Genomic DNA, 23,256 nt, shown 5'->3' with positions numbered 1-23,256 from the left:
AACACCTACTAATCAATTCCTTATGCTGTTTTGTTCAGTTAACCTTTTTGATCCTCATTGCAATAATAAATCTGACTATTGGCTAACTCCACGCGGTAATCTGTGATGACGATAACTTAAACGTCTTAAAAATAGGTATCCACCATACGTGGTTAGGCACAGAGCAAAAAGTGTGCTCGAATCTCTAGGGTAAAAACGATAAAGGCTCACGGCACTTAATACGTAAATAAAGGGTAATAAACCATAAATCGTTTCGGGGATTAATCCTGATTTGCGTTTACGTTTGGGATCGGTTCTACGGTTCTTGGAACGTAAGTTGTAAATATGTGCACCATATAAATACACTACAATTGAAGCAATAAGTGCATAATTAGGTTCAAGAAGAAAAATACTGACACTGCCTACAAGCATGTAAGTGAACGGCAGTAATTCATACAGCGGTTTAATTAACATAAGCACTCCGTCGCTAGGTATTAATTATTATATTGGTTGTCAATTAGTGAGGATTGTACCGCCTAGTTATCCTTAACGGTCGATACAATAAATCTGACTAATTGATGTGACTAACGAACTAACTATAACCTAAACAAAAAGGCACTGCCTAGTAACTAGACAGTGCCTTACGATGTTTCAACCTTTTTACTGACAAATAGACATTAAAAATAGAATGAGTCACTTATCTATTTAATCAATAATGAATTAACGACAGCCACAGCCGCCATTCCCATCACAGCCAGGTTTTTCTGTGCCACATGATTCATGGTCGTGTCCGTGATCGTGTCCATGGCTACCACAGCCGCCTTCTGCATGGATATGTCCATGAGATAGCTCTTCTGCTGTTGCTTCTCTTACAGCAATAACTTCGACACTAAAATGCAGTGACTGACCCGCTAGAGGGTGATTACCATCAACAACGATGACATCATCTTTCACTTCAATTACTTGAACAGGGCGTTGACCCATTTCAGTTTCAGCGATAAAACGCATACCTGGAACGATATCTTCGACATCACCAAATGCACTGACAGGAACTTCTTGCTTTAAACCTGGGTGATATTCGCCATAGGCTTGTTCCGCAGGGATCTTTGCCTCGATATTTTCACCAACAGTTTTACCTTCCAAAACTGATTCAAGTCCAGGAATTAAATTTTCAGTGCCATGTAAGTAAACCATTGGTTCACTTTCAAATGAACTTTCTACTAATAGACCTTGCTCATCAGATAAGCGGTAATGAATAGTGACCGCCGCATGTTTTGTAATTTTCATATCGCCTCCAATTGTGATGTGAGTATCATACCGTATTTTGATATAAGGCTGCGATGACTAACATCAGTTTTTGGTTATTGAATCACAGCTTTTTTTGTTTTGTCTTATGCTGCATGTTTTACATCGACTGATGGTGAAAATAAATCATTTAATTGGTGTAGGAAATAGCTAAGGCGGATAAATCATCTTGGTTACACATTTACTGGCAATCTTTTTATGAATACATATTAAGTTACTACTTCTATCATTATGAAATTGTTGTATTTACTTAACTTTATTTATTACTCTTACGTCTACGTTAACGTTGGATAAGGCAATCAATAATGGTTATCACTACTCATTATTGATTTTTAACAACTTAATTATTAAAAAAATCAACTCAACTTAAAAAATAACTAGTAAATAAACTGTAATGAGGGGTTGACAACCTTAGGTTAAAAAAGCAATTCTGTTAGCCAGCGTGGATCAGCTATTTAATCTAATTAAATATTATCGGCAGTTAACATTTAACTTAACGAAGAGAATCATCAAATGTTTACCCTCATGCTCGTTGTAATTACAACCATTACAACCACCACTATTACCATAGTGGGGGCGGGCTGATTACACCTTAAAAGATTTTGCATAAAAAGCCCGCTTCTAACAACTGAAGCGGGCTTTTTTGTTTTTATTCTAATCATTTGATTTTAATTTAATGTTGTCACTTTATGAGTGACAAGGAGAGCGACATGAAAGTAATGAAATTTGGTGGAACATCGCTAGCGAATTGGCCTCGTTTTTCGATGGCGGCAGATATTATTGCTGATACGGCTTTGACAGAATCTGTTGCTACAGTGCTTTCAGCTCCTGCCACAGTGACCAATGCGCTTTTAGAAATGGTAGACATAGCAGTTGAACAACATGATTATCAACCGGTATTAGATCATATTCATTTGGTCTATAGCGGGCTGTTTTCTGACGCGGCGGCATCACTTATTACGGCTCTTCAACATGAGCTGCTGGTTGGGAAATTAACGGCACAAATGCAAGTTTGGAAAGATAAACTTTACGGTATTAAACTGCTAGGCGAATGCCCTGATAGTGTTCGTGCTGAAATAGTGGTGACGGGTGAGCGTTTATCTGCGGCATTAATGGAACAAGTTATGTTGGCGAAAGACATCACTTCAGCACAATTAGATCCAGTGGCGTTATTTTTAGCGCATGGTCAGCCGTTGGAGTCGGTCGTTGATATTGCGGTGAGCAAACCTCGCTTTACCTTACTACCGCTTGATCAATATCGAGTGTGGGTGATGCCTGGTTTTACTGCTGCAGATGCTCAGGGCAAGATCGTCACATTAGGCCGCAATGGTTCTGATTATTCAGCTGCGGTTCTGGCGGCATGTTTAGATGCCTCAAGTTGTGAAATTTGGACTGACGTTGATGGGGTTTATAACACAGATCCTCGAGTGGTTGCTGATGCTAAATTGTTATCGCAGCTAAGCTACCAAGAAGCGATGGAGTTGTCTTATTTTGGTGCCAAAGTATTGCATCCTAAAACGATTGCGCCGATTGCTCAGTATCATATTCCTTGTTACATCAAAAACAGTTTTAATCCATCCGCTCCCGGCACGCTAGTGTCTAATGACGATGATAAAACCGGTTTACAAGTTAAAGCAATTTCCAATCTTGATAATCAAACCATGTTTAACGTATCGGGCCCTGGTATGAAAGGCATGGTCGGTATGGCAAGCCGAACATTAGCGGTTATCTCTCGCTGTGGCATCTCGGTATCGCTTATTACCCAAAGCTCATCTGAGTACAGTATCAGTTTTTGTGTGGCAACTTTAGATGCCAATAAAGCCAAATGGGCATTAGAGCAGGAGTTCGAGCTAGAAATTAAGAGTGAATTACTTGAACCGATTGAGTTACGTCATGACCTGTCGATTGTGTCTTTGATCGGTGATGGCATGAAAACCCACAAGGGCGTAGCGGCTAAGTTTTTTACTGCGTTAGCTAAAGCCAGTGTCAACATCGTTGCTATTGCGCAGGGGTCATCTGAGCGTTCTATTTCTACTGTTATTCAACAGAAAAAAACCAAACATGCTATTGGAGCATGCCATCAAGCATTTTTCGATGTTCAGCAGTATCTTGATGTTTTTTTAGTCGGTAGCGGTAATGTGGGGGCTGGATTACTCGATCAAATCAAGCAGCAAAGTGCGATGTTAAAAGAACAACACATTAGTATTCGTGTATGTGGGATCGCTAATTCGAGCCAAATGTTGTTGAATAGTGAAGGTATTGAACTTGGCGAGTGGCAGTCATTACTGGCCGAGAAGGGCCAAACGTATGATTTAGCTAAGCTACTTGAGTGGGGACAAGAGCAGCAATTACTTAATCCTGTACTGGTTGATTGTACATCAAGCGAGTTAGTGTCAGACCGTTACCTTGATGTGATGAATGCCGGTTTCCATGTTGTTACCCCAAACAAAAAATCGAACACTCGTGATTATGCTTACTATCAAGCATTGCGTAAAACGGCTTTAACTCAGCGTCGACAGTTTTTGTATGAAACGACGGTAGGAGCTGGTTTACCGGTTATCGATAACTTGAAAAAACTCATGTACGCCGGTGATAAGCTACATAAGTTTAATGGTATTTTGTCTGGGTCATTATCCTACATTTTTGGTATGTTAGATGACGGTATGAGCTTATCGCAAGCGACTGCGATTGCGCGTGACAAGTGTTTTACTGAACCCGATCCTCGTGATGATTTAAGTGGTATGGATGTCGCTCGTAAAGTACTCATTCTTGCTCGTGAAGTTGGCCTGCCATTAGAGCTTGAAGACATTAATATTGAATCTGTATTGCCTGCTGATTTTGATGACTCAGGCGATGTTAATCAATTTATGGCCAATCTTGCTTCATTAGATGAGGTTATCTCAGCTCGAGTCGCGGCGGCTAAAACCGAAGGTAAAGTGCTGCGTTATGTTGGTCAAATTGAAGATGGGCAATGCCATGTCAGAATTGTTGAAGTCGATGCAACTGATCCATTATACAGCGTAAAAGGTGGCGAGAATGCGCTGGCATTTTATAGCCGTTATTATCAACCAATTCCCTTTGTATTAAGAGGCTATGGTGCCGGTACCGATGTTACTGCTGCCGGGGCTTTTGCTGACGTATTAAGAACCTTAAACTGGACTCGTGAGGTTGGGTTATGAATCAAACGTTAAAAGTAAGCCAAGACACGCTTACTGTGTATGCTCCAGCGTCTATGGGTAATGTTGGTGTTGGCTTTGATTTGCTAGGCGCTGCATTGGCGCCGATTGACGGCTCATTATTGGGCGATAGAGTGATGATTAGCGCTGCTGCCAGCGGGGTTGAATATAGCCAAACAGGTGAATGGGCACATAAATTACCAAGTGATGGTAAGGACAATATTGTTTACCAATGCGCTGAGTTTTTTTTAGATAAATTACAACGACAAGATGGTGTCACTGTTTGTCTAGAGAAAAACCTTCCAGTCGGCAGTGGTTTAGGCTCTAGTGCCAGTTCAGTTGTCGCCGCGTTATATGCTTTAAATGAACATTTTGGACAGCCTTTTAACCAGCAAGCTTTATTAGCATTGATGGGCGAGTTTGAAGGGAAGATATCTGGCAGCGTGCATTATGACAATGTAGCGCCATGCTATTTAGGCGGCATGCAGCTAATGCTCAACTCTCGTGACCAAGCATGTGCTGCTATTCCAAGTTTTGATAACTGGTATTGGGTTATCGCTTACCCGGGGATTTCATTATCTACAGCCAAAATGCGCGAATTACTGCCGGAACAATATGATAAGTCTGTTGCCATCGATTTTGGACGTTACTTAAGTGCATTTGTTCACGCTAGTTATCAGCAAGATGCCGCATTAGCGATTGAGATGCTAAAAGATGTTTTGGCTGAACCTTATCGTGCATCCGCAATTCCTGGTTATACCGAAGCGCGATCAGCATTAGCTGAATTAGGCATGCTGACTAGTGGTATTTCTGGCAGCGGCCCAACATTGTTTAGTGTAACCGACGATTTAGCCATCGCAGAAAAAGCCAAAAACTGGCTGATGCAACATTATATTTCGGAGCAAGGTGGTTTTGCTCACGTTTGTAAATTAGATAAACTTGGCACGCGCTGCGTGTAACGCTCTCTTTCACATTATTGATATTGAAATTTAAAAGGCAGTCGCAATGGAATTATATAATTTAAAACACCCATCGCAGGTAGTTAACTTCAGTCAAGCGGTTCAGCTGGGTTTAGGTAAAGATAGAGGACTGTTTTTCCCAAAGTCCATTCCTGTACTATCCAATATAGATGCATTGCTGGCATTACCCTTTGCTGAGCGAAGTAAAAAAGTCTTGGGTGCTTGGTTAGCGGATGAACTCGGGCAGGAGAATGTTGATAAGCTTGTTGATAAAGCATTTACCTTCGATGTACCACTCGTTAAGGTTGATGATAAACGCGCTTGTTTAGAGCTTTTTCATGGCCCTACATTAGCGTTTAAAGATTTTGGCGCACGGTTTATGGCCCAATGTGTTGATTTACTTGCTGGCAATAAAAAACTGACCATTTTAACCGCAACATCGGGTGATACTGGCGCTGCAGTAGCGGATGCATTCTACGGTTTAGATAACGTTAATGTAATGGTGTTATACCCAAAAGGTAAAATTAGCGAACTACAAGAGAAGATGTTTACCACCTTAGGTAAAAATATTCATACTGTGGCAGTAACGTCTGACTTTGATGCGTGTCAGCATCTGGTAAAACAAGCTTTTGATGACAGTGATGTTCGCGATGGCTTAGCGTTAAATTCTGCTAATTCGATTAATATCAGCCGTTTATTAGCTCAGATATGTTATTACTTTGAAGCGGTAGCGCAAGCAAAGCAAGCTGGACATAATGAGCTTGTGATGTCTGTACCCAGCGGTAATTTTGGTAACTTAACGGCCGGGTTATTTGCTAAAGCCATGGGGTTACCTATTAAACGTTTTATTGCAGCAACCAATAGCAATGACACTGTACCGCGTTATCTCACTGGTGGAGAATGGCAGCCACATAAAACGGTAGCGACTATGTCAAATGCTATGGATGTGTCAGAGCCAAGTAATTGGCCTCGTGTTGAAGCGATTTGTGAGCAAATGGGCTGGCCGTTATCATTGGTAGCTGGCGTGGCTCTTTCTGAAGATGATACCGCTGGCGCTTTAGCAGAACTTTATCAGTTGGGTTATCAATCAGAGCCTCATGCGGCGATTGCAGCTCATGCATTAACGCTTGGCCTAACAGGTAACGAAACTGGTGTATTTCTAGGTACAGCGCATCCTGCGAAGTTTAAAGATGTGGTTGACCGTGAGTTGGCCATTAATTTGCCGTTACCTCCTGAATTAGCTGCAGTGGCACACAAAACGATTCTGTCAGCAGAATTAGATGCTGATTTTGGTCAGCTTAAGGTTCATATGTTTGCTGTGTTAAAGTAACCCCTTAGCTTCAAATATCTAACACCTAATATCAATGAGATTGGCATTAGGTGTTTTTTTATATTTCAATATTATGATCTTGGTCATACCTCATAATGCTTATCACAGTGTAGATTAGTAAAAGACGCATTATTGGCTATTATTTATACATTGGTGTTTTGTAGATAGATGACGGGAGAAGGTTATGTTGCAACGTTTAATGCGCGATCATAAGCATATTGCCATTTTGTTGAATATCCTTTCGAATAAATTGACTCGATTGGCTGAAGGTAACGGAGTTAATTTTAATCTGGTTAGGGATATCGTTGAGTATATGCAAGGCTATGCTGAGCATAGTCATCACCCGTTGGAAGATATTATTTTCGATTATTACAGTAATAAAACGGGTTTAGCGAATTGTGGCCAACTTTATAATGAACATCATCGTTTGGCTGAGGCATCGGGTGCTTTAGTTTATAGCTTGAATATGATTCTTTCGGATGTGGTTATCTCGCGCGACAAGTTGATTAACGATCTGCAAGAATATATTGACCTACAACAATTGCATATGCAGTATGAAGAACGGGAAGTCTTTCCTAATTTTGTTAAGGCATTAGACAATAACGATTGGCAAAAAATCAACGTGTTATGTCAAAATCGCTTAATTGAAGATCCGTTATTTAATGATAATGATAAAACGATTTTTGAAGATTTACGGACCTATATTGAACATTCAGATAACAAATGATGTGATTATTCTGGGCTAGAGGGTTGTGATGCACATTCATAGCCAACCTATAAATTCTGGCAAACAAAAAGAGCGCTCTATGCGCTCTTTTAATCGATTTTATCGTTAAGTGTTAAATGTGGTGGGATTCAATTAAAGCACTAATGTATTAACATCAAAATCGAATGAATCATCAATATCTTGCAATTCCTTGAGTAAACGCTGTTTATCCTTAATGGTTTCAATTTCACGCCATTTGCGTTTTTTTGACGAGCTTTTTGAGCGGGTTGGTCTTTCAACAACTTCGTCTAGCGCACCACCATAGTCTAATCGATCCATGGTAACCTCCCTTGTTATTATGATGTCTCTGCACAAATAAGTACCATATTTCAGCTATAGGGTGCAATAGTTGTGTTGCATTTACGTTACTAATAAATCACAGTTTAGTGAATTTGATATCAAAAACGCATAAAAAAACCTCAGCAAGCTGAGGTTTTTATTTAAGGCTAGTATTTGTTCTATAGCTTACCTTTACGATACAGGTTCACTAATGCATTGCTCGATGCATCTAAATCGGTAGCATCTTGGTCGGCACCAATTCGTTCAAGCACATCATTGCCTAATTGCTTACCTAGCTCTACACCCCATTGATCAAATGAGTTTATCTGCCATATAGCACCCTGAACAAAGGTTCTGTGCTCATATAGCGCGATTAACGCACCTAATGTTGTTGGCGTTAGCTTATCCATCAATAAGGTATTACTTGGCTTGTTACCAACCATTACCTTATGTTTGGCTATAAGCGGTTTTTGTTGCTCATCAAGCTTGCTATTGCTTAGTTCAGCCAGCGCTTCATCGTAGGTACGACCTTGCATTAAGGCTTGGGTTTGCCCAAAGCAGTTTGATGCAAGTTGGTCATGATGTTCACCCAACGGATTGTGGCTTTGCAACGGCATAATAAAGTCGGCAGGAATAAGTGCTGTGCCTTGATGTAGCAACTGATGATAGGCATGTTGACCGTTAGTACCTTCACCGCCCCAAATGACGGGACCGGTGCTGTAATCGACGTCAGTGCCATCGAGTGTCACTGATTTACCATTACTTTCCATGTCGAGTTGTTGAAAATAAGCCGGAAGACCACGTAAGTAATGATCGTAGGTTAAAATGACATGTGATTGAGCACCATGAAAATTACCATACAATACAGACAACATAGCCATGATGACGGGCATATTTTGTTCGATAGGCGTGTTAGTAAAATGCTCATCCATTTGATGCGCGCCATCTAACAAGTCTTTAAAGTTATCCATACCAATAAGTAGCGCGATTGGTAAACCAATGGCTGACCATAATGAGTAGCGTCCGCCAACCCAATCCCACATTGGGAATATGTTGTTAGCGTCCATACCAAACTCAGTTGCCTTAGCCACATTTGATGTTACAGCAACAAAGTGTTTCGCCACATCTTGTTGACTTGCACCTTGGCCTAAAAACCAATCTTTAGCGCTAAGGGTATTGGTAAGAGTCTCTTGAGTACTGAATGATTTTGACGACATCACAAACAATGTGGTCTCAGCATTGAGATTTTTTAATTTTTCACAGATTGAAGTAGCATCAACGTTGGCGACAAAATGGCAATTAAGCCCTGCTTGCCAATATGGTCTAAGCGCTTGTGAAACAATTTTAGGTCCAAGAAAAGAACCTCCAATGCCGATACTGACGATATCTGTAATCGCTTTACCGGTATAACCTTTCCACTCACCTGATTGCACCGTGCCAACAAACTTAGCCATTTTGGCTAATGTTTGTTGCACTTCGGGAACGATATTCGCTCCTTCAGCAATAACCGTTTGAGTTGCTTTACTGCGTAATGCAGTGTGCAATACTGAGCGCTGTTCGGTGTTGTTAATTACATCACCATTGAACATTGCAGTAATTTTTTCACTCAGTTTTGCTTCTTTAGCGAGAGAGAATAGCAGCTTAAGTGTTTCATCGTTCACACGGTTTTTAGAGTAATCTAAAAACAGACCACAAGCCGCAACGCTCATTTGCTCAAAACGTTGTGGGTTTTGGGCAAATAATTCGCGCATGTGAGGTAGTTGACTTGAATGGGTTTGTAGCGCCTTCCAAGTCGTGCTTTGAGTCAGTGTAGTCACGAGTAAAGCCTCCAACTAGCTTAATTTTGTTTTTAGCATAACTTCTAGTTTGCCTTGATCGATGGCAAAATTGCGAATGCCTTCTGCCAACTTATCTACTGCCATTGGGTCTTCGTTAAATGCCCAGCGGAATTGTTCTTCAGTTAACGCAGCTGGAGCCGACTGTGTTGCTGGTGTCGCAACCAATTTCTGGATGATTTCTACATCAGTATTGGCTAATTCTTCTAGTAATGCAGGGCCAATCGTTAGACGGTCGCAACCTGATAATTCAATAATTTCACCAATATTTCTGAAACTCGCACCCATTACAACAGTGTTATAACCATGTTGCTTATAGTAGTTGTAAATCTCAGTAACAGAGACCACACCAGGATCGGTTTCTGCAGTGTAATCTTGGCCTGTGTCTTTTTTATACCAATCTAGGATGCGACCCACAAAAGGCGAAATAAGGTATACGCCAGCTTCTGCACAGGCTCTTGCTTGAGCAAAGCTAAATAGCAATGTTAGGTTACAGTTGATGCCTTCTTGTTCAAGTACTTTTGCTGCGCAAATACCTTCCCAAGTCGAAGCTAGTTTGATCAAAATTCGTGATTTATCAATTCCGGCTTCTTTATATAATTTGATTAGCTTATGAGCTTTGTCGATTGAGCGTTGCTTGTCAAATGATAAGCGAGCATCGACTTCTGTTGAGATACGACCTGGTACTAGCTTTAAAATTTCTACGCCAATATTGACTGCAAGTTTGTCGCCTGCATCTTCAATCTGTTGTTCAATACTTTGGCTTTGAGTTTTAGCCCATTCAATTGCATTCTCGATAAGAAAAGCATATTCAGGGATCTGAGAAGCTTTTAAAATGAGTGATGGATTGGTTGTTGCATCTTCAGGCTGGTAACGCTTAATAGCTTCTATGTCGCCGGTATCAGCAACGATGGTCGTGAATGATTTGAGTTGCGCGAGTGCATTGGCCATGGAAATTTCCTCTCGTTAAGCAATGAATATAGATCAATGCCTTTATTAGAAGCGATTTTAGGAATTATTCCAACTTTATTTGTAAAAAAATTACGAAATTATCCGCTGTTTTCGCTTATTTAAAGCCATTATTGTTGCTAAATAGACAGAATTGGTCAGTTTATACGGTACATACTTCCAATTCTATTACCGCTACGTCAGTGGCAGTCACTGGTGTACTAGTTTTTACGTTGTTCTGAAAATAAAAAAGTCGCTGCAAGCAGCGACTTCTAAAGTATAGCGTATCTATATTACAATTAACGTAATACTACGCGCTTTTCAGTACCCGTCACGATAGCTTCGATACGACGGTTAACACGGTTAGCTTCAGCTGAGCTACCTTGCATAACTGGTTTAGTGACACCGTAACCAACAGAATTAATACGGCTCATGCTAATGCCATACTTTTTGTTTAGTGCACTTGCAACAGAAACCGCACGACGCTCAGAAAGCTTCATGTTGTATTCTGCTTTACCTACGTTAGACGCATGGCCTTGAACAGATACAGTGTGTTGTGGGTATTTAGTTAAGTGGTCAGCAAGTTTTTCTAAATCAGCAAACGAACCAGCACGGATTTCAGCTGAATCATTAGCAAATAAAATACCACCTAAGTCATACTTAGTTGTAACGTTTTCATAAACACTACAACCAGTCGCATCAACTTTGTGAGTTGATGGTGTGTCTGGACATTTGTCGATGTTGTTTGTTACGCCATCTTTGTCATCATCACCTAGAGCAACAACAACGGGTGCAACAACAACTGGAGCAGCAACTGGAGCTGGAGTAATCGTACCAAAACGGTAGCTTAGAGCTAGACCCCAATAGTTACTTTCCATTTTTAAGTTGTTTAATGCGTCAGCGTCTAAATTTTCGTAACGACGATATTTCGCTTCTAACTTAAGATTGTCGGTAAAGTTATAACCAACACCAGCGCCAGCAAATAATCCTACGCCAGAATCACTTAATTTCTGACCATTAACTGTTTGTTGGTTTTCTAATAGGTAACTATAAGTACCTATTTCTGATGATAAGCTCCACTTGTCAGCAAGTGGGTAAAAACCAACTAAACCTAGACTAACGCCGGTAGCTCCGACATCGTAGCTTTTAGTATCGTAATTAGTCCATTCAGCACGGCCTAGGTCACGATAACCTAATTCGATACCAATGTATTCGTTGAATAAATAACCGCCGAACAAGTCCCAAGCATATGGGTCATCTTCACCACATACTTTCATGGTTTTTTGGTCGCAGCTAGGTTCATAGTTATTGACGCCTACACCACCACCGATATACCAAGGTGTTAGTTCTTCTGCAGCTGATGCAGCAAAAGGCAACATAGAGGTGAGTAATACTACTTTTAATGTGTTCTTCATCATATATACATCCATTGTTATTTTACTCCACCAAATATGCATGTAACGGAGTTGTTATTTTCATGCATTACTGACGCTTAATGTGGTGTTTCTTTGTATTTTAGTCAGCGGCGCAATTATGGTCGGTAATTAGATGTTTTTCCATAGTAAAAAGGATTAATATTTTGTAATAGTTCACTATGCTACCTCGTTGCCATATAAGTGAAATCTTAAAAATATGAATAAAAACAGAAGGTAATGTTAATTGTTTGACGCTCTGAACGATTAGATTTATTATAAAAATATTGTTAATATTTTTAATGAGTTACTCAAGAAACATGGTTAGTTATTTTTTTTGAGGGTTAAAAACAAAAATACGTCCAATTAGGACGTATTTTACGTGAGTGGTAGCTCTGTTAACGTGTCCACACCCAGTTTTCGATCTCTTCAGGGTCGACACCGTTTGCTTTGATGTAGTTTTTGTGGTCTACCAAGCGTTGTAACATATCGGTCGTGATGGTCACATGTTGTGATTCATCAATTACGCCTTGCTGGAACAACTTGTATGCCATATCGATAACTAAATGGTAGCGAGAAGTACCGTTACGCACACCCATATCAAATGGTGTAGTCGTTGAACCTTCTTCTTCATAACCTTTAATACGGAAGCGACGGTTACCTTTATAATCAAATACAAGCTTTTTGATGGTGTTTGGGTAGCCATGGTAGTTGAATACCACACCTTTATCTTCAGTGAAGACTTCATCCATCATCCAAGGCTTGCTTTGAAACTTAAGACTACCTAAACCGCTGCTGTGAAGTTCTGAGACACTTACAAAGCGGATGCGCACTCTTGGTAAAATCTCACGAATTAATACCAGTGAGGCCATACATTCTTGCGTCGCGTAGTCACCACAACCTGCAAGTACTACATCTGGTTTGTCATCAGAGGCGAAATCCCACACCATGATACCGTCTTTAGCTTGCTTACGGGCTTCATCAAGTGATAACCACTGTGGTAACGACTTTTTACCCGCAACAATAATGTTCAGTTTATCGCGATCAGCGTAAGCACGTTCAGTGTAAACCAAGGTACTGTTAGCATCTGCAGGTAAATAAGCAGAAATAATGTTCGGATGTTTCTCTAACATAGCGCCTAGGAAAGACGGATTCTGGTGAGAATAGCCGTTGTGATCTTGGCGTTCTAATAGTGAAGACAATACGACGTTACATGCAGGGATAGGCTTACGGAAATGGATGCCTTGGCTTGCATGAACATATTTACAATATTGATCTGCCATTGATGACACTACCTGAGAGAAAGATTCGTAGGTAGGGAACATGCCGTGACGACCTGTTACTGTGTAACCGTGTAACATACCGAAAAGTAAATTTTCAGATAGGAGCTCAATCACGCGGCCATCGCGAGACATATCTTGATCCCAGCTTTCGATTGGCCACTGCCATGCGCGGTCGGTTTCTTCAAACACAGCTTGTAGTTGGTTTGAGTATGTTTCATCAGGGCTGAAGATACGTAAGTTACGTTGATCGCGGTTTAGTTTGAAAGCATCACGCATCCACTCACCCATTTTCAACATTGAGAAACCACGTTGACCACGAGCTGTTTCTGAACCGTAACCCAATTTGTTTAAATCTGGATTTGCTAAAGCACGTACAACTTCACCGCCGTAACTCAGACGTTGACGACCACAACATAACTCTTTTGGCGGCATCAAAGACATAATGTCTTTATCAAATATCAATTCACCGCTTTCAGTGGTTTGCACTAATTCGTCAAACTTATAGCTAGCCAACCACTTATCAAGTGCTTCAAGATGGCCTTTATCTTTGGCGCAGTTGCTCACTATTACTTGATGAGATTCACAGTTACCAGCAAGTTTCTTACCATCGTATTCAGAAGTACCAGTCCAACCTTTTGCGGTTCTCATTAAAATAACTGGCCAGCGTGGTTTAACGACATCTTCACCTGAACGTGCGCGACGTTGGATGTCATTGATCATGTCATATGACAAGTCCATTGCTGCGGTCATTTGTTCAAAAATATCGGTTTCCATTTCATCATCAACGATGATTGGGTGATAACCAAGACCACGGAATTCTAAATCTAGCTCTTCATGGCTCATTCGGCCCATACGAGTAGGGCCTGAAATTTTGTAACCGTTAATATGTACGATTGGTAGCACTGCACCGTTGTTATCTGGTGAGACTAAACGGTTGGCATACCAAGATGCAGCTAATGGACCTGTTTCTGCTTCACCGTCACCAATTAAACAGGCGGCAATAAGATTTGGGTTATCTAATACAGAGCCCCAAGCAACTGAAAGTGAATAACCAAGCTCACCACCTTCTAATATTTGACCTGGTGCTTCAGGATTCGCATGTGATGGATAACCGTAAGCTGCTGAGAATTTTTTACAGATATCTTCGATACCCGTTTCTGTATAAGGTATGGTCTCTGGGTAGAAATGGCTTAATGAACCTTCTACAAATAAGTTAGCTTGTACTGCTGGGAAACCGTGGCCAGGGCCAACAAGGTAAATGAATTCACGATTATGCTTAACAATAAGACGGTTAACGTTAGCGTAGACAAAGTTGATACCAGGACACGTTCCCCAGTGACCAAGTAAACGAGGCTTTATATCAGTATGTTGTAAAGGACGCTTAAAAAGTACGTTTTGCTTCAGATAAATTTGCGATGTCGCCAAGAAGTTAGTCGCTCGTACGTATTTTTTTAGTGCAGTTATTTCATTTGAGTTAGTCATTGTGACCTCGATTAAAAGTGAAAATAATTATTTAACTTTCTTTGAGAACACTGTATCTGTAATTTTATTACAATAATGTGGCCTTTATCTGATTTTTGACGAGTCACTTTTAGTTCAGATCGCATTTTTGGTTGATATGTCGATAATTACTTGAAATTTAATAACGATTTGCCAGTGCTTTAAGCATAGAGCATTAATAATAGAAGTGATAAAGTGTGATGGATGTCACTTGTTGCTTTTTGTTTTATTTGTGTTGCTTCAACGTGTTATTTACTTAGGCAATGTATCAGGTAGGTAACGTTGTTTTAGCATTCACAGCCCTTGGTGATCTATACCTATTAATCCACCATCATTAGCTTTTATAATGGCGCCTTTATTTGGCACTTTTATTTGTTTTACCGTTTGACACATAGCAGCTTGCATATGAAGTGCCAGGTCTGTCCATTATGTGCTTTAACATTCAGCGCAATAGCCTGATACAAAAAAATAACCTTATAACGGGGAAGATTAGACAATATGGCAATGTTAGAAACGATTATTAATTTTATGAATAGCCTACTTTGGGGCAAGCTACTAGTTTATGGACTGGTAGGCGCTGGGTTATTTTTCACCATTCGTCTCGGTTTTATTCAAGCCACTCATTTTGTTCATGGCATTAAAGTATTGGCTATTAGCCGTCGTCCAGGTAAGCATGGCTTATCATCATTTCAGGTTTTTTGTACCAGTATGGCAGCACGTGTAGGTGCTGGTAACATGGCTGGTGTGGCTGTTGCAATTGGTACCGCAGGACCAGGTGCCGTGTTCTGGATGTGGGCTATTGCGGTACTTGGTATGGCAACCGCAATGATTGAGTCGACCCTTGCCCAAGTTTATAAAGTGAAAGATGGTGATGGTCAGTACCGTGGCGGGCCTGCTTATTATATGGAGAAAGGTCTTGGTCAACGCTGGATGGGTGTGCTGTTCTCGATATTTTTAATTATAGCCTTTGGTTTAGTGTTTAATGCAGTCCAGGCTAACACCATAACTGGTGCTATGACTCAGGTGTTTGGTTTTGAGCCTGTCTATATTGGAATTGGTATTGTTATTTGCAGTGCCTTTGTGATCGTTGGAGGCCTTAAAAAGGTTGCTAAAGCGTCTGAGTTAATTGTACCCGTGATGGCTATTGCTTATATTGCCATTGCTTTTGTCGTTGTGGGTATGAACATTGAAAAATTACCCGACATATTCATGTTGGTTATCAATAGTGCATTTGGTTGGCAAGAAGCTGCTGCTGGTGGTGTTGCATTTAGTGTTTCGCAAGCAATGCAAGCTGGTATTGCCCGAGGATTATTTTCAAACGAAGCGGGTATGGGGAGTGCCGCAAATGTTGCTGCAAGTGCATCTCCAAATCCTAACCATCCAGCATCGCAAGGTTTTGTGCAAATGATGGGCGTGTTTGTTGATACCATTGTTATTTGTACCGCAACCGCAGCGATTATTTTATTATCTGGAGATGCAGCTTCTAGCTCGGATGGTATTGCCAAAACCATTAGTGCATTAACCAGTCATGTGGGTGATTGGGGTGGAGCATTTATTGCTTTTGCCATTTTACTCTTCTGCTTTACGTCTATTATTGCCAACTATTCTTATGCAGAAACCAATGTAATGTTCTTGTCTGGCAATAGTAAAAAAGCCTTACCTTTATTTCGTTTAGTGGTTTTAGGTATGGTGATGTTTGGTTCTCTCGCTAAAATTAGTTTGGTTTGGGATTTAGCGGATGTGTCGATGGGGCTAATGGCCATTGTTAACTTAGTGGCATTAGTCTTGTTGTCTGGTTTGGCGGTTAGAGTGATCAATGACTACCGTGAACAGATAGACGCTGGTATTGATCCGGTATTTGATACTAGTAAGTTTCCGGAGCTAGCCGATCAATTAGAAGAAAAAATTTGGCCTAACTCAGCAGAGCCTGTAAAAAAATAGCATTTACCTATTAGGGTAATCGAAAAAACCATGCTACAGCAGCATGGTTTTTTTTTATCAGTTCAGTATGATGACATTATGATTTTACCTGGAGCGTACTTATGCTGGTTTTAGTTTCACCCGCGAAAACATTAGATTTCGAAAATCCACCTATAACTAACACCCATTCTCTGCCGTGTTTACTTAAACAAAGCCAAGCATTGATTGATGTATGCCGTGAATTAACACCAATGGATATTGCCAGTTTAATGAAAGTAAGCGATAAAATTGCCGGGCTTAATGCTGCTCGTTTTGCGGACTGGCAGCCACCGTTTAGCCTTGATAATGCTAAACAAGCTATATTCGCATTTCGAGGTGATGTCTACACCGGTTTTGATGCCGATCATTTATCTGAGTCACAAATAGCTTCTAGTCAAAAGCATCTGCGTATTTTGTCTGGTTTGTATGGTTTACTTAAACCGTTGGATTTAATTCAACCGTACCGGTTAGAAATGGGTACCAAACTAGCAAACTCACAGGGCAGCAATTTATATGCTTTTTGGGGCGAGACTATCACTGCTGAAGTGAATAAGGCCTTGAAAGAGCAGGGTGACGATATCATTGTCAATTTAGCGTCGAATGAATACTTTAAATCGGTCAACGTTAAGCAACTTGAAGGACAGTTGATTACACCAGTATTTAAAGACTGTAAAAAAGGTCAATTTAAAGTGATTAGCTTTTATGCTAAAAAAGCGCGCGGATTGATGGCTCGTTACATTGTGGATACTAAACCTACTAGTGTTGAACAATTAACCGAGTTTGATCTTGAAGGTTATTATTATAACGAAGTGCAATCGACCCCTACAGCGCCAGTGTTTTTACGAGACGAACAAAAATAACGCTCTCTGAAATAATAAAACCAGCTTGATAAAAAGCCCTTGAATAAGGGCTTTTTAATGTCTGAGTGTTAAGCTCGATTGAGATAAACCGATTAGTGTTGTTCTTTTTGCTGAGTAACAGGCCTTAAATCGATTTCTGATTGCGCCATCATATAAGCAAATTGTGCATAAGCAGCGGCACTTTGCGCTAGTTTCTTGGGATCAATTTTATCCAAGGTGTCGTTAGGAGTGTGGTGATAATCAAAATAATCTGAACCATCTTGATTTAACGACGCAACTGGAACGCCTAATGCTGGTAGAATTGAAACATCTGGGCCACCAGACGCTTCATTATTGCCTAGTTCAACGCCGTTTAAGGTCATAGCTGAATGTTCTTGTTTGACCTGTTCAAATGTCGCGGCATTAACGTTAAAATCAATTTTATATACTGGTCCTGCACCAAAATCAGATTCTGCGGCAATATAGTGTTTATCTAATTCATCAGCATGTTGTGCCGCATAGGCTTTACCGCCAACTAAACCGACTTCTTCTGCAGCGTATAATACTACTCGAATAGTGCGTGCTGGCTTTTGTGGTAAGTCTTGGATAAGTTTAGCAGCGGTGGTGACAATCGCCACACCAGCGCCATCATCAATCGCACCTGTACCTTCATCCCACGAATCAAGATGAGCACCAATAAGGACGATTTCGTCAGGCTTACTGCTACCTGTGACTTCTGCAATGACATTATAAGAGGTGGCTATCCCTAGATTTTCTGAGGTCAAATTTAATGATAGTGTGATGTTAGGATCGCGCTTTAACATCGCATTAATTAAATCGGCATCTGGATTCGACATTGCTGCCGCAGGAATTTTAGGCGTTCCTTCTTCATATCGCATCATGCCAGTATGGGCCATTCTGTCATGATCCGTCCCAATAGAGCGGATAACGATGGCAACCGCTCCTTTTTGTGCAGCAACTATAGCTCCACGAGAGCGACCACCTACAGCTTCGCCATAACCTTTACCTGTAATATGGCGTTCAGTTTTGTGGTCGATGAATACAATTTTGCCTTCGATGCGTCCAGGTGATGCATTAGATAACTCTTCTAAGCTGTCAAAGCGTACAATTAATGCTTGAATACCGTTAACCGGTGTTGCCACGCTTCCACCTAAGGCGGTAACGACTAATGGCTGATCATAAGGCGCCACGATACTTGCGTGGGCGCTACCTCTTGACCATGCAGGAACTTGAACAGACTCCTTGTACACTTTATCAAATCCGAGCAGCCACAATTTTTCCATTGCCCAATCAACCGCAACTATATCTTTATCCGTGCCAGCTAATCTTGGTCCAACTTCAACGGTGAGTGATTCGACTATGTCATAACTTAAGCGAGACGATAAAGCTTGTTTAGCTAATTGTTGACTGATTTTTGCATCATCAGAATCATTAATCACTAATTGTGGTGCAGGGGCTTTAGTTGGTGACGTTGTTTGACAGCCAATAAGTGCTGCAAAAATGGCACCGACGAGAGTGGCTCTTTGATAGTTTTTCATGAGTTTCCTTTGATTATTTTAGCTAAGTCTCATTTTTTACAACAATCTACCAAAAAGTGTGCTTTATGTCCCGACTCTATTTGTAAGGGAACGCTATATTAGAGCGGGGTTAGATGAGGAGAAGAGCGCGTGATGAATATAGAAAAAATGCAGCAGCAAGCAGATCATGCGGTCGTATTGCTAAAAGCATTAGCAAATGAACGTAGATTGTTTATTTTGTGTCATCTTCTTAATGAAGGTGAAATGTGTGTTGGTGAAATGAATAAGAAGTTGGGGTTGAGTCAATCGGCATTATCTCAACATTTGGCATGGCTTCGTAAAGACAATTTAGTCTGTACTAGAAAAGAAGCACAAACCGTTTTTTATTCATTAAAAAGTAATGAGGTAAAAGAGTTAATTCAAGTATTAAATAATATGTATTGTTATTAAATTGACTCCACAAACGTCTTAACTGATGCATCTCATTGATGATGTCTTAAGTTAAGACGTTTAGTTCTGTAAATTATATACACGCCATATGCCGCTTACTGGCCGCAATTAAGACACTTCAAACCACAAACCTGCAATGTATCAATATTTTCAAAACCACCAACAATCAACTTTCAACTTTCAACTTTCATAAAATTGATCGTTCTCCCGTTGAAATGAGTGAAAGCTTTCATACTGTCTTTCTACAGGCTTAGTTAGTCGCCAATATTAATAGTATTAAATTAAACGTTAAAACAGCTCTCAAGCGCAACTTGCTTTTAATCAGACTATTTTTCAGGGTCAGATCATTAATAATTTTGACATTATTATATTGATACTAATCTGTTGAGTTGAGTTGAGTTGAGTTGAGCTGAGATAGGGGAAGTTGCAGATGAAAAAGATAGATAGGTAAAATTTAGTAATAAAAAAACCGGCCTAAGCCGGTTTTTTGAATCTTAATCTACAAAAACTTAAGCTGCGATAGCTTTGATTTTTGCATTTAAGCGAGCCTTCTGACGACCGGCTTTATTCTTATGAATAAGACCTTTAGTCGCCATACGGTCAACAATTGGTTGTGCAATAGCGAACGCTTCTGTAGCCGCTTTATGGTCACCACTTTTGATAGCAGCGATGACTTTTTTAACGTATGTACGTAACATAGAGCGACGACTAGCATTATGCTGACGACGCTTTTCAGACTGAAGCGCGCGCTTCTTTGCAGACTTGCTATTAGCCAAGGTGCAACTCCTAAAAACTGGATTTGATACTTTTAAAGGCCGAGGAATATGCCTGCTTTTTGTCGTCTTGTCAACGACTACAGTTGAATAATCATCATAAAGATAAATTAATCCAACCTAACATGCCTAACTTCAACCCACTCGTGTAATATGTGGCGCAATTCTACCAGCTCTTTGGTCTGTGTGACAGGGCCATAATAGAATATTTATTAATATATCCCATTAATTTTCGTTGAAGTGTGTTTGTGCCTGGGGGGCTGTTTGAGCAAAAAATTATTTAAATCAGGCTTGATTGTCAGCGTTATGACGCTGATTTCACGAGTATTAGGTTTAGTTCGAGATGTAGTGATTGCGAACCTAATGGGAGCAGGCAGCAGTGCTGACGTGTTCTTTTTTGCAAATAAGATACCTAATTTTTTAAGGCGTTTATTTGCCGAAGGGGCTTTTGCGCAGGCATTTGTGCCGGTACTGACCGAGTACCAGGAAAAAATGACCCCAGAAGATACACGCGAGTTATTAAGTAAAGTCGCTGGTACCTTAGGTGTACTAGTGACAATTGTTACTTTGGTTGGTGTTGTTGGTTCTCCAGTATTAGCTGCTCTTTTTGGTGGTGGCTGGTTTGTCGATTGGTTAAATGACGGGCCTAATGCAGAAAAATTTGAACTGGCTTCTGTCATGTTAAAAATTACCTTTCCGTACTTATGGTTTATCACCTTCACAGCCCTAGCAGGATCAATCCTTAATACTCGTGGACGCTTTGCAGTTTCAGCCTTTACGCCAGTATTTTTGAATGTGGCGATTATTGCCGTGGCTTTATGGTATGCGCACACATTAGAAAACCCTGAAATTGGTTTGGCTTGGGGGGTATTTGTTGGTGGATTGATTCAGTTTTTATTCCAAATACCTTTCTTAATTCGTGAGAAAGCACTTGTTAGGCCTACGTGGGGATGGCATCACCCTGGTGTGGTAAAAATTAGAACCTTGATGATCCCAGCTTTATTTGGTGTGTCTGTGTCGCAAATTAATTTATTGTTCGACACTTTTATAGCCAGTTTCCTGATGACCGGATCGATTAGTTGGTTGTATTACGCAGACCGCCTATTGGAGTTCCCTTTAGGATTATTTGGTATTGCCATCGCGACAGTGATTTTGCCTGCATTATCGCAAAAACATGTTAATGCCCAAGGCAGTGGCTTTAACCAAACGATGGATTGGGGAGTAAAAGCCATTTTACTCTTAGGCACACCGGCTATGTTAGGACTGATTATTCTTGCTAAACCAATGCTGATGGTGTTGTTTATGCGTGGTGCATTTAGCCTAAATGACGTTGAAATGGCTTCGTATAGCTTGGTTGCTTATGGCTGTGGTTTGTTAAGTTTCATGATGATTAAAGTGTTAGCTCCAGGATATTATTCGCGTCAAGACACTAAAACTCCGGTTAAATATGGCATTATTGCCATGGTTAGTAATATGGTGTTTAACCTTATTTTTGCCATTCCATTTGGTTATGTGGGCTTAGCCATTGCGACCTCAATGTCTGCGCTATTAAATGCGGGTTTGTTATATCGAGGTTTGCATAAAGCGGGCGTTTATCAAATGAGCCGACAAACGTTATTTTTCTCGTTTAAAGTGATTATTTCTACAGCCTTAATGGCCATTGGCATTGTTTATTTTATGCCGCAACAAAGTACATGGCTCGAATGGCACACCTTCGAACGGATGTTTATGTTGATTGAGCTCATTGTTGGTGGCGCGGTTATTTATTTGTTGAGTTTACTCGCATTGGGTGTACGGCCTTGGAAAATTAAACGTCAGGGATAATTTATCCTACGTGAGAGACTTAGGCATATCGGCTGATTATCCAAAATTCGCTGTAATAATCTGAGGTTGAAACTCGCATCTGACATTGGTTTGGGTATATAATCTGCCGATTTGCAATAGGCAGTATTGAGCGTAATGGAATTAATCCGCGGTATACACAATATTTTACCTTCTCATCATGGTTGCGTTTTGACCATTGGGAATTTTGATGGTGTCCATCGTGGCCATGCACAGGTGATCAGCAGCTTGGTTAATAAAGCGCATCATTTTCAACTGCCTGCAATGTTAATGACCTTTGAACCGCAACCGCAAGAACGTTTTCGTGGTACAGATGCGCCGGCACGTTTGAGTCTTCTACGTGATAAAATTAGATTGTTAGATGAGCTTAAAATTGATCAGCTACTTTGTATCAATTTTACTGAAGCCTTTGCTAGTCAACCTGCTGAAGCGTTTATTGAAGAGTTACTGGTTAAAAAACTCGGGGTTAAATATCTCGTTGTTGGAGATGATTTTTGTTTTGGTAAAGGTCGCTTAGGCAACTTCGATATGCTCGTTGCTGCGGGTAAAGAATTTGGCTTTACTGTGGTCAGTACACAAAGCTTTGTTGTTGGTTCGTTGCGAGTAAGCTCTACTGCAGTGAGAGAACAACTAGCGTTAGGGCACTTAGAGCAAGCAAGGCGGTTATTGGGTCATCCTTTCATTTTAAGTGGTAAGGTTGCACACGGGCAAAAATTAGGCCGTACAATTGGTTTTCCAACAGCAAATATTGCCTTAAAACGACACGTAGTACCTGTAAGAGGGGTGTTTGCGGTTCGTTTGTACTGGGATGGCAGCGATATTTATGACGGTGTGGCTAATGTGGGTTTTAGACCCACTGTAAATGGTCAAACTTGCAGATTAGAAGTCCATTTGTTTGATTTTAGCGGTGATTTATACGGCAAACGAGTGGAAGTAGAATTAGTAGCAAAGATCCGTGATGAACAACCTTTTGAGTCATTGGACGCGCTAAAAAAACAGATTTTAAATGATGCAAATGAAGCTCGCGCTTTATTTAGCAACGATGCTAGCTGAAATGAATCAGCTTTAAATAATGGTATGGGA

At 40.5% G+C, this 23,256-nt stretch carries 18 protein-coding genes and 1 other annotated feature; of the genes, 9 read left to right on the top strand and 9 right to left on the bottom strand.

Translation table 11 applies throughout. The features are described from left to right. Positions 1 to 75 precede the first annotated feature (75 nt). Complete coding sequence (locus GUY17_RS15565) at positions 76 to 453, bottom strand: hypothetical protein (RefSeq protein ID WP_101086366.1); 378 nt, start codon at positions 451 to 453, stop codon at positions 76 to 78. 246 nt (positions 454 to 699) lie between these two features. Beyond that, the gene (gene slyD, locus GUY17_RS15560; RefSeq protein WP_011638355.1) at positions 700 to 1,266 is read right to left on the bottom strand and encodes a peptidylprolyl isomerase; all 567 of its coding nucleotides are present in this window, start codon (positions 1,264 to 1,266) and stop codon (positions 700 to 702) included. 543 nt (positions 1,267 to 1,809) lie between these two features. Beyond that, positions 1,810 to 1,932, top strand: a sequence feature (Thr leader region). Between the two features lie 62 nt (positions 1,933 to 1,994). Between slyD and thrA the strand changes: the two genes are divergently transcribed. The 4 genes from thrA to GUY17_RS15540 all read left to right on the top strand — a co-directional run bounded on the left by thrA (position 1,995) and on the right by GUY17_RS15540 (position 7,476). Continuing rightward, a complete protein-coding gene (thrA, locus tag GUY17_RS15555; RefSeq protein ID WP_162023680.1) occupies positions 1,995 to 4,463 on the top strand; it encodes a bifunctional aspartate kinase/homoserine dehydrogenase I in 2,469 nt (822 codons plus the stop codon). After that, positions 4,460 to 5,419, top strand: a complete 960-nt coding sequence (thrB, locus tag GUY17_RS15550; RefSeq protein ID WP_162023679.1) for a homoserine kinase — start codon at positions 4,460 to 4,462, stop codon at positions 5,417 to 5,419. Before thrA ends, thrB begins: the two co-directional genes overlap by 4 nt. A 46-nt stretch (positions 5,420 to 5,465) precedes the next feature. Beyond that, the gene (gene thrC / locus GUY17_RS15545) at positions 5,466 to 6,749 is read left to right on the top strand and encodes a threonine synthase (RefSeq protein WP_162023678.1); all 1,284 of its coding nucleotides are present in this window, start codon (positions 5,466 to 5,468) and stop codon (positions 6,747 to 6,749) included. A 184-nt stretch (positions 6,750 to 6,933) separates the two neighbouring features. After that, a complete protein-coding gene (locus GUY17_RS15540; RefSeq protein ID WP_101086370.1) occupies positions 6,934 to 7,476 on the top strand; it encodes a hemerythrin domain-containing protein in 543 nt (180 codons plus the stop codon). 132 nt (positions 7,477 to 7,608) lie between these two features. On the opposite strand, the gene GUY17_RS15535 is transcribed toward GUY17_RS15540, so the two are convergent. The 5 genes from GUY17_RS15535 to GUY17_RS15515 form a co-directional block, all read right to left on the bottom strand. Continuing rightward, entirely contained in the window at positions 7,609 to 7,794 is a 186-nt protein-coding gene (locus tag GUY17_RS15535; RefSeq protein WP_101086371.1) for a DUF3545 family protein, read from the bottom strand. 179 nt (positions 7,795 to 7,973) lie between these two features. Next, positions 7,974 to 9,611 carry a glucose-6-phosphate isomerase gene (gene pgi, locus GUY17_RS15530; protein WP_162023677.1) on the bottom strand — a complete coding sequence of 546 codons (1,638 nt, stop codon included), beginning with the start codon at positions 9,609 to 9,611 and terminating at the stop codon, positions 7,974 to 7,976. 15 nt (positions 9,612 to 9,626) lie between these two features. Further along, positions 9,627 to 10,580, bottom strand: a complete 954-nt coding sequence (tal, locus tag GUY17_RS15525; protein ID WP_162023676.1) for a transaldolase — start codon at positions 10,578 to 10,580, stop codon at positions 9,627 to 9,629. Positions 10,581 to 10,876: 296 nt separating this feature from the next. Then, on the bottom strand, positions 10,877 to 11,995 hold the full coding sequence (locus GUY17_RS15520; RefSeq protein WP_162023675.1) for an OmpA family protein: 1,119 nt from the start codon (positions 11,993 to 11,995) through the stop codon (positions 10,877 to 10,879). Between the two features lie 392 nt (positions 11,996 to 12,387). Next, a complete protein-coding gene (locus GUY17_RS15515) occupies positions 12,388 to 14,754 on the bottom strand; it encodes a phosphoketolase family protein (RefSeq protein ID WP_101086375.1) in 2,367 nt (788 codons plus the stop codon). Between the two features lie 522 nt (positions 14,755 to 15,276). Here GUY17_RS15515 and GUY17_RS15510 point away from each other — a divergent pair. Together GUY17_RS15510 and yaaA are read left to right on the top strand one after the other, a co-directional pair. Beyond that, positions 15,277 to 16,713 (top strand): sodium:alanine symporter family protein, encoded by a 1,437-nt coding sequence (locus GUY17_RS15510; RefSeq protein ID WP_101087192.1) that lies wholly within the window; start codon positions 15,277 to 15,279, stop codon positions 16,711 to 16,713. A 101-nt stretch (positions 16,714 to 16,814) separates the two neighbouring features. Next, positions 16,815 to 17,591 carry a peroxide stress protein YaaA gene (yaaA, locus tag GUY17_RS15505; protein ID WP_162023674.1) on the top strand — a complete coding sequence of 259 codons (777 nt, stop codon included), beginning with the start codon at positions 16,815 to 16,817 and terminating at the stop codon, positions 17,589 to 17,591. Positions 17,592 to 17,683: 92 nt separating this feature from the next. Here yaaA and GUY17_RS15500 read toward each other — a convergent pair whose 3' ends face one another. Further along, complete coding sequence (locus tag GUY17_RS15500; protein WP_162023673.1) at positions 17,684 to 19,129, bottom strand: M20/M25/M40 family metallo-hydrolase; 1,446 nt, start codon at positions 19,127 to 19,129, stop codon at positions 17,684 to 17,686. A gap of 132 nt (positions 19,130 to 19,261) precedes the next feature. Here GUY17_RS15500 and GUY17_RS15495 point away from each other — a divergent pair, with 132 nt between their 5' ends. Next, entirely contained in the window at positions 19,262 to 19,558 is a 297-nt protein-coding gene (locus tag GUY17_RS15495; protein ID WP_011638342.1) for a metalloregulator ArsR/SmtB family transcription factor, read from the top strand. 509 nt (positions 19,559 to 20,067) lie between these two features. Here GUY17_RS15495 and rpsT read toward each other — a convergent pair. Continuing rightward, positions 20,068 to 20,334 (bottom strand): 30S ribosomal protein S20, encoded by a 267-nt coding sequence (gene rpsT, locus GUY17_RS15490; protein ID WP_059744082.1) that lies wholly within the window; start codon positions 20,332 to 20,334, stop codon positions 20,068 to 20,070. 261 nt (positions 20,335 to 20,595) lie between these two features. On the opposite strand from rpsT, the gene murJ reads away from it, so the two are divergent. Together murJ and ribF are read left to right on the top strand one after the other, a co-directional pair. After that, the gene (murJ, locus tag GUY17_RS15485; protein WP_162023672.1) at positions 20,596 to 22,155 is read left to right on the top strand and encodes a murein biosynthesis integral membrane protein MurJ; all 1,560 of its coding nucleotides are present in this window, start codon (positions 20,596 to 20,598) and stop codon (positions 22,153 to 22,155) included. A 135-nt stretch (positions 22,156 to 22,290) separates the two neighbouring features. Continuing rightward, positions 22,291 to 23,226: a bifunctional riboflavin kinase/FAD synthetase gene (ribF, locus tag GUY17_RS15480; protein ID WP_101086379.1), complete on the top strand. Its 936-nt coding sequence runs from the start codon at positions 22,291 to 22,293 to the stop codon at positions 23,224 to 23,226. Positions 23,227 to 23,256 lie beyond the last annotated feature (30 nt).

The sequence above is a fragment of the Shewanella sp. Arc9-LZ genome (assembly GCF_010092445.1).
Classification (GTDB): Bacteria; Pseudomonadota; Gammaproteobacteria; order Enterobacterales; family Shewanellaceae; genus Shewanella.
The sequence above is the reverse complement of the archived record's forward strand: the minus strand, read 5'-3'. Positions and strand labels throughout refer to the sequence as shown.